Source organism: Microcoleus sp. S1D4 (assembly GCF_036700765.1).
Classification (GTDB): domain Bacteria; phylum Cyanobacteriota; class Cyanobacteriia; order Cyanobacteriales; family Microcoleaceae; genus Microcoleus.
Window position 1 is genome coordinate 114,706 of sequence record NZ_JAUBPP010000012.1, and the last position, 13,162, is coordinate 127,867.

Below are 13,162 nucleotides of genomic sequence, written 5' to 3' on the forward strand. Positions count from 1 at the left end.
AGAGCGCAGAGGGCGCAGAGAGGCTGAAAGTGGGAGAGTGGGAGAGTGGGACAATAGGAAAGGGACACAAAGGCATTGGTCATTAGTCAAAATTGAAGAAATCCCAAATTTTGAATTCTTCCTAATCACTAATGACTAATCACTAATGACTAATGACTTCTTTAGCTATCTGCGGTGCGTTTTTCTGACCTGACTGTCGGTACTAAGTCGGGAAAATATTCGGGTATGAAGTTCTGTCCGCCTTGTTTTGCGCCTCCTAGTTCTGCTTCTAGTAGGGGGAGTGATTGTTGCTCGTTTTCGTCGCTGATTTCTGCATTTTCTGCGGGAAGCCAACTTAGGAATGGCAGGGGTAGCAGTGTGGACAGGTTGGTGATGACTATTAGCAGCCAGAGGTTGTCGAAATTGCGATCGGTAATTCCGAGTAAGTGGGTCAAAAGTGCACCGCCTTCGTGGGAAATAAGTCCGGCTAAGTTGGTGACTGACATTAACACGGCAAATAATGTAGCTTCGACACCGGGAGGACACAATCGCGCCGAGAGAACTAGCACTGGCATATAGGCAATTTGTCCGATTACTGTCAGGATCAGGCTGTCTCCGATGCTGAACCACTGGTCGTCTATTCCTAATGCTCGGTTGGCATGAGTTACTAATAATAATGTAGTCATACCCAAGGCTGTTGCAATTACTGTTGACCAGCCGAAAATTACTCTAAATGGAATTGCTTTGAGGTATCGCTGAAACAGCCAAATACCGAGGAGGGAAGCAATGCTGGTGACGAGGCGCACTCGGCCGAGAAATTCTGGTTGAAAGCCTAATTCGTTGGTGGTGAAGAAGAAGAAGGCGGAGTCTGAACTTGGGGTGGCTTGCCACAGGAAAAGAAAGGCGGTGGGCAACCAAATTGTTTTTTGGGTGACAGCTTGCCGCAGTTGTTTGAATTGGTTTTTTACTGTGTCAAAGTCGGATTGTTTGTTGATTTTTTCTTCGTGAATTAACCAAGCTGTTGCTGATACGATTAGCGGGAAAGATGCGGTGATTAAAAATATGGTTTGGGTTCCCAAGTGTTGCATCAGGTAGCCGCTGAGGTAGGCGGTGATTAGTCCGCCGAGGGCTGATGCGCCCCAGGATAGGGATTGCAGGGAACCTGCGTCGGCGACGGATTCTTTTCTAGCTCTTTCGACTATGAGGGAGTCGGCGATGACGTCGCTGACGGCGAGGGAGAGGGAACTCAGGGCGATCGCCCCTGTGGCGGCCAGTGGCGTGTGTACAATTGTTGCGAGGCTCACCCATGCTGACGTGCCCAAGAGCCCGGAGAGGACGATGTAAGGTCGTCTGCGGTAGCCGAATATGGGCAAACCGTCCGACATGAAGCCGAACAAGGGTTTGATAATCCAAGGTAGGGCGACAACACCCATCATTGCTGATACTTCGGCCGGAGTCATGCCAAGATCGTCTTTCAGGAAGAAGCTGACGGCTAAGCGAGCTAGTCCGAGAATGCCTTGGACGAAGTAAATCAGTAAGATGGCTATGAGTTCGGGGGTTGGCTCATTCCCAAAGAATACTTTTTGTTTTAAAGATTCTTTGAGTTTGCTGGCGCCAGAGGGTGAAAGAAGCATTTTTGCAATATTTCTTAATGAATCTAAATATTATATAACATATTCTTAATGGGTTGCGGAAACTGTCGGAGGTGGAATGTTAGGGTGACGAGCGACTGCCAGCGGGTATAAAATTGTGATGAGCCTGGATTTAAGGACTTTTTGCGATCGATGAAAGCAGAAATTAGAATTGTCTCTCTGGCTGTGGTTTTGGTTTGAGGATTGGGGGCTAATTTAGCTTTATGGCTCAGGGATTTCGATCGGTTTCTGTAGATGGCGTTGATGCGCCTGCTGATTTGTTTGAAAGAAACAAAAACAAGGTTTTTCTGTGGCCTGTGGTGACTACTTTTCGCAGGGGAGAAAGCCTGCAAGCGGTGACGGGAAATCATGCCGAGCAAATTATGATTGATGATTTTCCGGGTAAGCCTTGGCTGCCGATTTTAACGGATTGGGGTAATTGTTTGGTGCGGGCTAATTCGGGAAAATTCTACTACTTTTTTGAAATTTTTGGAATAATTAACCGCGAAGACGCGAAGTACGCGAAGCAAGAAAAGAAAGAGATGTCACAAATACTGAAAGGAGTATTTTTATGATTGTGAATCCTGAAAATGTGCCGGATATTACAGGCTCTAAATATCCCCTGCAATTTCAATCTGCGGTGGCGGGAAGGGTGAAAAAACGCTTGGGCGATGCTGCCGGATTGCAGAATTTTGGGGTAAATTTGGTGAGACTTGCGCCGGGAAGTTGTTCTGCTCTGAGACATTGGCACTCTCGTCAAGATGAGTTAGTGTATGTTCTGGAAGGGGAGATTACTCTGATTTCTAATGCGGGTGAGGAAGTGCTGCAACCGGGTATGGCGGCGGGTTTTCGGGCGGGTGATGCTGATGGGCATCGTTTGGTTAACCGCACGAATGCTGTTGTTGTTTATCTGGAAGTTGGCGATCGCACTCCGGGAGATTCAGCAAATTATCCCGATGATGATTTAATTGCTAAAGCTGACGGTAATAGTTGGATTTTTACTCGCAAAAATGGCGAGATTTATGAGGGTTAAAAAATTATGAGTCAAGTCAATCTTTGGACTTCGGCGGAACACGCTTTGTGGTATCTTGCTAAAGCTGATGGCATTCCTCACCGCACTGAAGGTGAAGCGGTTTTGTTGGAGGAAGTGCCGCCAACTGTGCGCCGGATTCTGGATGTGGGCACGGGTGATGGACGGTTGTTGGGTTTGCTGAAGTGCGATCGCCCGAATGTTGAGTGTGTGGCGATCGACTTTTCGCCGACAATGCTGGAAAAAGCCAGAATTCGTTTTGCTGATGACCAGAATGTCACGGTAATCGAGCACAATTTTGACGAATCGCTGCCGGATTTGGGCACGTTTGATGCGATCGTTTCTAGTTTTGCGATTCATCACGTAAATAACGATCGCAAATTAGCCCTCTACACCGAGATTTTTGAGCTTTTGGAACCCGGAGGCATTTTTTGCAATTTGGAGCACGTAGCGTCCCCAACAAAGGCTTTGCACGAGAAGTTTCGAGAGGCGCTTGGTATTAGCGATTCCCCCGACGATCCGTCTAATAAATTGCTCGATATGGAAACGCAATTGCGCTGGTTTAGAGAAATTGGTTTTACAGATGTAGATTGTTATTGGAAGTGGCGGGAACTCGCTTTGTTAGTTGGGGTGAAACCAGTTTAGCAGCCGATCTGGGTAAGGACACGGCAGTTCCGTGTCCTTTTAAAATTGGAAATAGTCACACTTAGTAAGGTGCCTCAGATTTTTAAACCCTCAATAATCATTCTAGAAATTCACCTGAGGCACCCTACAGCTTGATTTGAGTATGCCAGTTGTTTAAGTCCTGAATATAAGAGGTTGCTGTCGTAGTAGAAGTCAATCGCGAACAGTTCTGGTTATTTGAAAATAACCCACAGAGTATTGAGGAGAGAACAGCCGAACTCTTAACCCAAACGATACAGAAAGCAACCGTTTTTTGGAGTAGCAAGCAAATTGAACCTCCAATTTACACTTTTAGTTAGTTGGGATGGAAGATATTGTCCGGTCGCTCGCACATTGGGATCTTACCCAGTTAGAGGGCTGTTTTAAGAGTTATTAACAAAACGATCGAATTAACAACAAACAAAAAGGTATAAAAAATAGAGATTGATGGAGCGCAGATAGCTCGACCTAAAGAAGGCATTTTAATTGTTTTTAATGAACCGAGCGGGTGAACAAGACCTTCCGGAATTGAGCGAGTATTAAAACTTTCATCTAAGGCGCTTTCATCATTCAAGAATTGGGTAATTGCATGGACTCTTTGTATGTAATACAATTGCACCTTCCAGTAGGTAGCTTCTAAAAACCAGAAACCAAAAATTATAACGTATCCTAGGGGAACCAACGCATCTATTTTGCTTGTAAAAACCCAACCAACTAACGCTACCCAAATGGTAATTGCAGTAGTTTTTAATTGCATCATAATTGTTGTGAAATTAGCTATTTTTGTCTCTAGTTCCTCTGCTCCTTGTTGCAGCATTGCTAGCTGAAATTCAAATCGATCCATGTGTGATTCCGCGAACGTTTATATTAGACTTCTTGCAAAAATAGTTAGGATGCTGCTCAGAGCAACGTCCCACAAAAATCTTTTTGCTTGTGGGATGGGCTTCTAGCCCGTCCCAAAATTTGATTAAAAAGACTTTTGCAAGAGGTCTATTAGAGTTATCGAAAAAATTATAATCTTTTTTTCTTTCGGTGTCGTTAGAGAACTTCGCCTGACGCACCCTACAAGTCGATTTTAGATTATACAGTAAGGTGCGTCAGCTCCCGAAATTCCCGATCGCCGTTAGAGAACTTCGCCTGACGCACCCTACAAGTCGATTGTTGTGTGACAGTTGCATCCAAGACTATTAAAGTCACGCACCTTACTGAATTAAATTAAATCCGGTACTTTTGGTTTAATTCGCCGCTCGTACCAGTTCATTAACGGGGTGGAACTAATGCCGTGCAGAATCACAGAAAGTACGATGGTTGAAAAGGTAATCCAGGCAATTTTCTCGCCTGTTTCTCCTTTCAAACCGTGACCTAAAGCATAGGTAAGATAATAGATAGAACCGACCCCGCGAATGCCAAACCAACCGCACAGCAAGCGGCTGGCTGGATGTAAAGGACTGCCGATCGTACTGATCCAAGCTCCCACAGGCCGGATAAAAAAGATTAACAATCCAGCTACTAAGAGCGAGTAGCCTCCATAAGCGAGCATAGGTTCTAGGCGCAGGAGCGAACCTAAGAGTAAAATAGTTCCTACTTCCATTAACTTTTCAATGCGCTCGGTAAAGTGCAGTTGGGAAAGCGGTTTTTCTGGGTTGCGGTAACTCCGCTGCACCACAATTCCTGCTACAAAAACTGCGAGAAATCCGTAGCCGTTGACTACTTCTGTGAGGGAATATGCGATCAGAATTGTGCTGAGAGCAATGAAATCTTCCATTAATTGATCTGCCTGTCGATAGTGTTGGAGTTGGCGATCGATCCAGGTGACGGCTTTAGCTACTAAAATTCCCATAACGATAGCTGCGCCAATCGCCCAAATCAAGTCAACTGCCACCCACTGCGAAAACCAGTTCGGCCAATTGTTATCTTTTAGTGCATGAATGCCGAAATAAACAAAGGGAAAAGCTAAAGCATCGTTCAAACCGCCTTCGGATGTTAAGCCAAAGCGCAATTCATCGCGATCGTCTATATTTGCTAACTGAACTTCTGAGGCTAAAACAGGATCGGTGGGAGCGAGAATTGCTCCCAATAAAATTGCCGCCCCCCAATCTAATTTCACAAACCAATGACCGACAGCCGCAACCGCAAAAATAGAAATTGGCATTAAAAAACCTATCAGCCGCGCTGTGGAATTCCAAGCCCAAAGTTGCAGCGGGCGATTCATTTTTAAGCCGCAACTGAATAGAGAAACAATAACTACAAATTCTGCAAGTCTTTCTAAAAATTGAGCTTCGGGACGCAAGTCAATCAGCTTGACGCCGTAGGGCCCCAATCCGATACCGACAATTAGATAAATTAAGGCATAAGATACAGGCAATCGGGAAATCCATCCCGAACCCAAGGTAACGGTAAGCAGGAGGATGCCAATAACTAGCAAGTCAAGAATGTAATCATCCACCATAGGGATCGCACTTTTAATCAGGTTTAACAAGTGCGATTTTGGCATTTAAAAGCTTTTGACGCATCTACCAACCGCTAGAGTCTGTTATCCTCCGAAAGTTATATTTATTTATTTATTTATTTGTTATCTGTTATCTGTTATCTGTTATTTGTAACCAATGACTAACAACTGCCAACTAACAACTGCCAACTGACTAATGACTTTTTTCGGTAGCAATGATGTGCAAATCTACGTGTTTGAGCGATCGCACTAACTGTTGAGTCAAAGAACCCCGCAGCAGCAATTTCCACCGCGATTGCTGGCTTTCACCGATCACAATTTGAGTAATGCGATACTCTTTAGCTACATCGGAAATTGCTTTGGCTATTTTATTACCGTTGACTCGCAAAAATTGTCCGTTAAATTCCTGACAGAGTTTCTCACAAGTTTCAACGTGCAAGCTTTCTGCTTTTGTTAAAAATTTGTCTGGATCGTTAACAAACAAAGCATAAAAGGGAGCATTCATGTAGTTAGCAATCCTCCCGCCCCGCCGCAGCAGTTGCAAGGAATTGGGATAAGTCGAGACGCATACTAAAACTCGTTCGTGAATGTTGCAATATTGACCTTTTAAAGTTGCTGCGTCCTCTTCAACGTTGTCTGCAACTTCTCGCAGGGCGAGTTCTCGCAAAGCAATTAAATGACGGCGCTGGAAAAAGTTTTTTAAAGATTGTTCAATTTTTTCGGGTGCATAAATTTTGCCTTCTCGCAACCGTGTCTCTAAAGTTTCCGGCGTGACATCGATAACCACTACTTCGTCAGCTTCTTCTAGAATGCGATCGGGAATTCTTTCTCTGACTACAACTCCGGTAATTCGCGCTACTAAATCGTTGAGGCTTTCGATGTGCTGAATGTTGAGGGTGGAGAAAACATCAATTCCAGCATTCAGAACTTCTTCGACATCTTGATATCGTTTTTCTCGCTGAGAACCGGGAATATTTGTATGGGCGAGTTCGTCAATTAATGCTAATTGGGGGCGGCGCAATATGACCGCTTCCACATCCATTTCGGCTAGCATTTTTTCGCCGCGCAGCATTTGTTTTCGCGGCACTATTTCTAATCCTTTTCCCTTTTCGGCGGTTTCTTTTCGTCCGTGGGTTTCTAACAGTCCGACAACTACGTCAATGCCTTCTAATTTGAGTCGATGCCCTTCTTCCAGCATTCGGAAAGTTTTGCCCACACCGGGCGCCATGCCGATAAATATTTTGTGCTTTCCCCGGCGGGTGCGATCGCAATTGCGGTTAGTTTGGGCATAAACCGCGTCTGAATTGTTGGTGAGTTCGCTAGAGTGAATCATAGCTTAATAGATAAGTTGGCAGTTGGCAGTTGGCAGTTGGCAGTTGTTAGTTGGTAGTTGGCAGTTGGTAGTTGTTAGTTGGCAGTTGGCAGTTGGTAGTTGTTAGTTGGCAGTTGGTAGTTGGCAGTTGGCAGTCAACTGTCAACAGTTAATAGTCAACAGTTAACAGTCAACAGTCAACTGTCAACAGCTAACAATTCCCTAATGACTAATGACTACTGACTACTGACTCTAAATTATTGTAAACTGTCGAGAGCTAAATTTAGTTTGAGGACGTTAACTCCAGGTTCGCCGAAAATTCCGAGAAATCGGCCATCTGTATTTTTGGATACCAACATTTCTACTTGATTGAGATTGATCGATCGCACTTTTGCTATCCGCTCAATTTGCGCCCTAGCTGATTCTACACTAATGTGCGGATCGAGGCCAGAACCCGAGGTGTAAACTAAATCCGCCGCAGGTTTGATGCCAGCTTGGTTGAGGCGGGCTAATTCTACTTGCACCCCTTGGAAACCATCTTTTTCATTGCCTCGATTCAGCAAATCCGAGTTACTGGGAGCAAGGTTGCTAGCTCCCGAAACCCCCGTTTTTTGAGCTAAATTATCTGCCTTTGTAGGGTCGAAATCAGTAGGTGCAAAGCTGCTGTAATTGGTGGTGGTGGGGCGGCTCCAAAAATATTTATCCGAACTGAATGATTGACCGATTAAGGATGAACCGACTACAACTCCCTGCTTAGTAATTAAGCTCCCGTTTGCCTGCGAGTTGAAAGCGAGTTGACCGATTGCTAGCATTATCAAGGGATAAATAATAGCCGTGATTCCCCACAAGACTAAGGTCACGCGAATCGCTCTGATTATCTCTCTCATAAATTACCTCAATGAAGGAAGAAGGAAGTTCGGCAACGAGCAATGTACGGGATGTAACGGATGTAACGGATTTTGTAAGGGGTGTAATGGATGTTTGCTTAAAATCTTTCCGGTTGGAAAATTACAGTAAACAAATAAACTGCGAGTCCGATGATTACTAAACCCAAAAGGCTTAAACCCCATGCAGCTTTTTTAGTTAAACCTTCATCCGTAGCGGCATACACAGCGGGAGCTATTATCAAGTTAAAGCACATTACTAGAAATAGCTGCACCGGGATTGGGTGGCGTTTACACAGCATTTCTCCTAACTCAACGGTGTCTTGAAAATCTCTAGGCAAAACATCATTCAGCAAAGCGTTTCGTTTCATAATTTTTCCTTTTTTTTACATTAAATTGCTTGACAATTTGAAATGAGCATCGACGAGGCAGAGCCTGGGAACGAGTCTGTTAAGCTTGCTCTGGTCGATCGCGCAGTGCATTGCGAAACTCAACTACAGCATCGTATTGATCGGGGATATTTGCACAACGAACGAACAATGTTAAATCCAAATCAGGTAGTAATTCACTGCGATCGACTTGTTTGTATTCTTCGTCTTGCAAACGGTACAGGGCTAGCTTGCCTTTTCTCCAAAACCACACTTCGGCAACCTTGACTCGCCTGTAGATTTCCAGAGTATTTACTCCGCCGCTGGTGACAACTACTTCTATTACAATGTCGGGAATCTCTTTCTTAGTTTCCAGATTGAATGATTCATCAGGCTCTTTCCTTCCTCCTAGTTGGATACTGCCGAGAGTCTTGCTACCACGCTTGTAAAATCGGATGTTTGCGTGTTGAAAATAAGCAAGCAGTAAGAGACTGATAGTGCTTTTACCATCTTCATGTTCTTCTGAAAGAGGAGACATAATATCTAAGGTTCCATAGAGGTAGGCTAGCCGCACATTTGGAAAATCTTCTAATGCTGCTTCTATTGCTTCCAATTTCTCCCAGCTAACATCATAAAGCGTGAGGCACTGGTTGCTTTCACTGACTGGTTTATCCAAAAGTTGAGGATTCATAGGTCATTTTGCAATGAGTGGTTTTCAGATGAGCGTCGAGGCAGAACCTCTAAATCTATTCTATCCATTAAATCTCGTACTCTGCTCGCTACCGAACCTCTATGCTAGCCCGACTGCGGTAATCAACACATCGATTATTTTGATGGCGATAAACGGCGCAACTGCTCCGCCCAATCCGTAGATTAAAATGTTCCGCTGCAATAGTTGATTTGCTGTCAGCGGTCGAAATTTTACCCCGGTTAATGCTAGGGGAATTAATGCGGGAATAATTAAAGCATTGTAAACTAATGCGGATAAAATTGCTGATTGACCGCTGGCTAAGCCCATGATGTTTAAAGTGCCAACTGGGGCAAACATGGCGGGAATAATTGCAAAATATTTGGCGATGTCGTTGGCTAGGGAAAATGTAGTCAGCGCGCCGCGAGTAATTAGCAATTGTTTGCCAATTGTCACTAAGTCAATTAGTTTGGTGGGGTCAGAATCTAAGTCCACCATGTTTGCAGCTTCTTTGGCCGCTTGGGTTCCAGAATTCATCGCGAGTCCAACGTTTGCTTGGGCTAGGGCGGGTGCGTCGTTGGTTCCGTCTCCCGTCATTGCTACTAATTTGCCTTCTGCTTGTTGCTTGCGAATTACTTCGATTTTGTCCTCTGGAGTTGCTTCGGCAATGAAGTCGTCAACGCCGGCTTCGTCGGCAATTACTGAGGCGGTAATTCGGTTATCTCCGGTGAGCATGATGGTGCGAATTCCCATTTTTCGGAGTTGGTCAAACCGATCGCGAATTCCCGGTTTAATCACATCTTTCAAATAGATAATTCCGTAGGTGTCGCTACCTTGACAAACAGCTAGCGGCGTGCCTCCCAAGCGGGAAACTCGCTCGTAAGCTTCATCGAGATCCGGGCCGAAATTGCCGCCGCGCGATCGCACAAAACCCTTCACCGCATCCACCGCACCCTTGCGAACCTCCGTCCCGTCGGGCAAATCCGTGCCAGACATCCGGGTTTTGGCGGAAAAATCTAGGCCGGTGGCGCTGGTGCGATCGAATTTTGCTGTAGCGCCCAACTTTTCCGCCAAACGGACGATCGACTTTCCCTCTGGAGTCTCGTCAAACACGCTAGCAGCCAGCGCCACACTCGCAACCTGATCCAGCGAATGACCGTTGACCGGAATGAATTCCTCAGCTAAACGGTTGCCCAGCGTGATCGTCCCCGTTTTGTCCAAAATCAGTGTATTCACGTCACCGCAAGCCTCTACGGCGCGCCCAGAGGTCGCTATGACGTTAAATTGAGCAACGCGATCCATCCCCGCAATGCCGATCGCGCTCAACAAACCGCCAATGGTTGTTGGAATCAGCGCCACCAGCAGCGAAATCAGCGTCACCACGCCCACAGGAGTTTTCACATAATTGCCGATCGGCGGAATCGTTGACACCACAATCAAAAACACCAGAGTCAGCACCGCCAGCAGCACCGTCAGCGCGATCTCGTTCGGCGTTTTCGAGCGTTCAGCGCCCTCCACCAGCGCGATCATCCTGTCCAAAAACCCCTTACCGGGGTCGGCCATCACCCGCAGCGTCAGTTCGTCGGAAAGGATGCGCGTCCCGCCGGTAACGGAACTGGCGATGTCCGAACCCGGTTCCTTGAGCACTGGGGCGGATTCGCCGGTGATCGCAGATTCGTCCACAGATGCGACACCTGCGATCACTTCGCCGTCAGCGGGAATGACATCGCCTGCGATCACTTTAATTTGATCGCCACGTCTCAGGGCTGTCGAACTTACTTCTTGAATTGAACCGTCTGGTAAGAGTTTGCGGGCTGTGGTGTCGGCTTTGGTCGATCGCAGCGCGTCTGCTTGCGCTTTGCCGCGCCCTTCTGCTACCGCTTCGGCAAAATTAGCAAATACCAAAGTGAAGAACAAAATAAATGTGACTAAACCGTTGAAAACTCTCTGATTTTCGCCGGGAACCGGGCCGAACAGCGTGGGGTCGATCGTCAAAAGTGCAGTCACAATTGTGCCTACCCACACCACAAACATTACTGGATTTTTCAGCATCACCCGCGGGTTTAGCTTGACAAAAGCTTCTTTGAAAGCTCTTTGATAAAGCCCTTTTGTATTTGCTTTGGGCGTATGTTTGCGAGACTCGCGAGGGCCTCTGGAACGGGAGTTTTTCTGAGAATTAGGGGTATTGGAAGAAGCCATAATTTGGATTTTTAATGAACCGCAGAGGACACAGAGAACACGGAGAAAGAGGAGGGTGAGATTGACAATTTTTTGCTATTGAGGTGGAGGAGTTGGTGTTGCTTCGGGTGTTGTCGCTTCTGGTGTTGGTGTTACTAAAGGCGAAGGCGTTGCTAAAGGCGTTGTGAAAGGCGAAGGCGTTGCTAAAGGTGGCGCAGTTATCGGTGCTGGTTCCAACTTAGCGCTGCTAATTTCAAATCCTTCTGCAATTGGCCCCAAAGCTAGGACAGGGAAAAATGTCAGCGCGCCCAGAATTATGATTACTCCTGCGGTTACGCTGGTGAATAAAATGGAATCGGTTCTTAGTGTTCCGGTTGTTTCGGGAACCAGTTGTTTGTTTGTCATGCTGTCAGCTAGCAACAGCATTGCAACAATTGGAACGTAGCGCCCTAAAAGTAAACTAAAACAGGTGCTTAAATTCCACCAAAGTCCTGTTGCTGCGGGTTGAGAATCTCCTAATCCTTCAAAGCCTGAACCGTTGTTAGCTGCGGCTGAAGCGTATTCGTACATCACTTGCGAAATGCCGTGGAATCCGGGGTTGCTGATGCCGCTCAAGCTGTCGGTAAAGGCGAGGGTAATCGCGCCAGGGATTAAAACTGCGATCGGGTGAACTAACAAAACCACGCTGGCTAAAACAATTTCCTGCTTTTCAATTTTACGTCCCAAAAATTCCGGCGTTCTACCCACCATCAATCCTGTGAGAAATACGCTCAAAATCAGGTAAATAAATAAGTAAGCTGTTCCGGTTCCTTGTCCGCCCCAAACAATTTGCAGAAACAAGTTAGACAGAGTAGCAAAACCTGCCGGAGGCATTAAAGAATCGTGCATTCCGTTCACGGCACCGCACATTGTGCCAGTTGTAGTCACGGCCCAAAGGGCGGTTTGCGACCAGCCAAATCTAACTTCTTTACCTTCTAAATTTGGTTGCACGGAACCCAGTAAATTATTGACTTGAGGATTTCCTTGATATTCGCCAACTGCTGCAATGCCAATCAAGGCAACAAACATTATAAATACCATCCAAAAAATTAGCCATCCCTGTTTTTTGTTGTTGGCAAATCTGCCGTAGGTGTGAATGAATGCTGCTGGGATGCAAACCATTGCTAGTATTTCCAGCAGGTTACTAAAAGGGTTGGGGTTTTCAAAGGGGTGAGCCGAGTTAATCCCGAAAAATCCGCCGCCGTTTTCTCCTAGTTGTTTGATGCTTTCAAAGTGAGCGACTGGGCCGCGGGCAATAACTTGGGTGCTGCCTTCTAAGGTGGTGGCAACTTGGGGGCCTGCTAAGGTTTCCGGCACTCCCGAAATTAGCAATAGCAAGGCGATTATTAAAGATAATGGTAGGAGAATTCTGGTGATTGATTGAATTAAATCGATGTAAAAGTTACCTAACGGGCGCCCGGTAAGTCCCCGAATAAAGGCAATTCCTACTGCTAAACCTGTGGCGGCTGAGGTAAACATTAAAAAACCCAAAGTTAACTGCGATAGATAACTATATGTTGTCTCGCCGGAGTAATGCTGTTGGTCGGTATTTGTGAGGAATGAAATTGTTGTGTGTAGGGCGGTATCCCAGGTTGGTGCGCTGAGGCTGGTGGGATTTAAAGGTAGCACTCCCTGAAGCATGAAGATTAGAAAAACAAATATGCCCATTGCTACATTGCTGTATAATAGCGATCGCGCATATTGCCAGCCTGTCATGGAATCTACAACACGGATGTTGCCTGCTTTATAGATGAGTTGTTCTACTGGTTTAATGGCGGGATCGAGGATGGTTCGTTCTCCCATGTACACCCGCGCCATGTAATTGCCCAAGATGGGCGCGATCGCGATTAAAATGATTAGGGTTAATCCGATTTGAGTTAATCCTTGCAGCATAACTTAGTTAAAAAATCCTCGTTGTTGAATAAATGCGCTTCACTCCTC

At 45.9% G+C, this 13,162-nt stretch carries 12 protein-coding genes; 3 read left to right on the forward strand and 9 right to left on the reverse strand.

Translation table 11 applies throughout. The features are described 5' to 3' along the window. Positions 1-161: 161 nt before the first annotated feature. The gene (locus tag QT998_RS14720; protein ID WP_333088207.1) at positions 162-1,613 is read right to left on the reverse strand and encodes a folate/biopterin family MFS transporter; all 1,452 of its coding nucleotides are present in this window, start codon (positions 1,611-1,613) and stop codon (positions 162-164) included. A 221-nt stretch (positions 1,614-1,834) separates the two neighbouring features. On the opposite strand from QT998_RS14720, the gene QT998_RS14725 reads away from it, so the two are divergent. From QT998_RS14725 to QT998_RS14735, 3 genes are read left to right on the forward strand one after another with little or no spacing between them, the layout of a single operon-like run. Continuing rightward, a complete protein-coding gene (locus QT998_RS14725) occupies positions 1,835-2,185 on the forward strand; it encodes a hypothetical protein (RefSeq protein ID WP_333088204.1) in 351 nt (116 codons plus the stop codon). Continuing rightward, entirely contained in the window at positions 2,182-2,643 is a 462-nt protein-coding gene (locus QT998_RS14730) for a cupin domain-containing protein (RefSeq protein WP_333088203.1), read from the forward strand. The genes QT998_RS14725 and QT998_RS14730 overlap by 4 nt, the downstream gene beginning before the upstream one ends. Positions 2,644-2,649: 6 nt before the next feature. Beyond that, entirely contained in the window at positions 2,650-3,285 is a 636-nt protein-coding gene (locus QT998_RS14735; protein ID WP_333088202.1) for a class I SAM-dependent methyltransferase, read from the forward strand. Positions 3,286-3,673: 388 nt separating this feature from the next. Here QT998_RS14735 and QT998_RS14740 read toward each other — a convergent pair whose 3' ends face one another. The 8 genes from QT998_RS14740 to kdpA form a co-directional block, all read right to left on the reverse strand. Then, entirely contained in the window at positions 3,674-4,147 is a 474-nt protein-coding gene (locus QT998_RS14740) for a hypothetical protein (RefSeq protein ID WP_333088200.1), read from the reverse strand. 366 nt (positions 4,148-4,513) lie between these two features. Next, positions 4,514-5,797 (reverse strand): cation:proton antiporter, encoded by a 1,284-nt coding sequence (locus tag QT998_RS14745; RefSeq protein WP_333088198.1) that lies wholly within the window; start codon positions 5,795-5,797, stop codon positions 4,514-4,516. A 148-nt stretch (positions 5,798-5,945) separates the two neighbouring features. After that, positions 5,946-7,085, reverse strand: coding sequence for a universal stress protein (locus QT998_RS14750; RefSeq protein ID WP_333115077.1), 1,140 nt, complete (start codon positions 7,083-7,085; stop codon positions 5,946-5,948). A gap of 236 nt (positions 7,086-7,321) precedes the next feature. Continuing rightward, positions 7,322-7,951, reverse strand: a complete 630-nt coding sequence (kdpC, locus tag QT998_RS14755; protein WP_333115075.1) for a K(+)-transporting ATPase subunit C — start codon at positions 7,949-7,951, stop codon at positions 7,322-7,324. Positions 7,952-8,049: 98 nt separating this feature from the next. After that, on the reverse strand, positions 8,050-8,319 hold the full coding sequence (kdpF, locus tag QT998_RS14760) for a K(+)-transporting ATPase subunit F (RefSeq protein ID WP_194066090.1): 270 nt from the start codon (positions 8,317-8,319) through the stop codon (positions 8,050-8,052). Positions 8,320-8,398: 79 nt separating this feature from the next. Then, positions 8,399-9,007, reverse strand: coding sequence for a Uma2 family endonuclease (locus tag QT998_RS14765; RefSeq protein ID WP_333115072.1), 609 nt, complete (start codon positions 9,005-9,007; stop codon positions 8,399-8,401). A gap of 99 nt (positions 9,008-9,106) precedes the next feature. Beyond that, entirely contained in the window at positions 9,107-11,203 is a 2,097-nt protein-coding gene (kdpB, locus tag QT998_RS14770) for a potassium-transporting ATPase subunit KdpB (RefSeq protein WP_333115070.1), read from the reverse strand. A gap of 75 nt (positions 11,204-11,278) precedes the next feature. Next, entirely contained in the window at positions 11,279-13,114 is a 1,836-nt protein-coding gene (gene kdpA / locus QT998_RS14775) for a potassium-transporting ATPase subunit KdpA (RefSeq protein ID WP_333115068.1), read from the reverse strand. Positions 13,115-13,162: the final 48 nt, after the last annotated feature.

Bases quoted from the DNA above. Each gene is read 5' to 3' on its own strand.
- kdpC (WP_333115075.1), bottom strand. From the start codon at position 7,951: ATGAGAGAGATAATCAGAGCGATTCGCGTGACCTTAGTCTTGTGGGGA.
- QT998_RS14765 (WP_333115072.1), bottom strand. From the start codon at position 9,007: ATGAATCCTCAACTTTTGGATAAACCAGTCAGTGAAAGCAACCAGTGC.
- QT998_RS14725 (WP_333088204.1), top strand. From the start codon at position 1,835: ATGGCTCAGGGATTTCGATCGGTTTCTGTAGATGGCGTTGATGCGCCT.
- kdpB (WP_333115070.1), bottom strand. From the start codon at position 11,203: ATGGCTTCTTCCAATACCCCTAATTCTCAGAAAAACTCCCGTTCCAGA.
- QT998_RS14745 (WP_333088198.1), bottom strand. From the start codon at position 5,797: ATGCCAAAATCGCACTTGTTAAACCTGATTAAAAGTGCGATCCCTATG.
- QT998_RS14750 (WP_333115077.1), bottom strand. From the start codon at position 7,085: ATGATTCACTCTAGCGAACTCACCAACAATTCAGACGCGGTTTATGCC.
- QT998_RS14740 (WP_333088200.1), bottom strand. From the start codon at position 4,147: ATGGATCGATTTGAATTTCAGCTAGCAATGCTGCAACAAGGAGCAGAG.
- QT998_RS14730 (WP_333088203.1), top strand. From the start codon at position 2,182: ATGATTGTGAATCCTGAAAATGTGCCGGATATTACAGGCTCTAAATAT.
- QT998_RS14735 (WP_333088202.1), top strand. From the start codon at position 2,650: ATGAGTCAAGTCAATCTTTGGACTTCGGCGGAACACGCTTTGTGGTAT.
- kdpA (WP_333115068.1), bottom strand. From the start codon at position 13,114: ATGCTGCAAGGATTAACTCAAATCGGATTAACCCTAATCATTTTAATC.
- QT998_RS14720 (WP_333088207.1), bottom strand. From the start codon at position 1,613: ATGCTTCTTTCACCCTCTGGCGCCAGCAAACTCAAAGAATCTTTAAAA.
- kdpF (WP_194066090.1), bottom strand. From the start codon at position 8,319: ATGAAACGAAACGCTTTGCTGAATGATGTTTTGCCTAGAGATTTTCAA.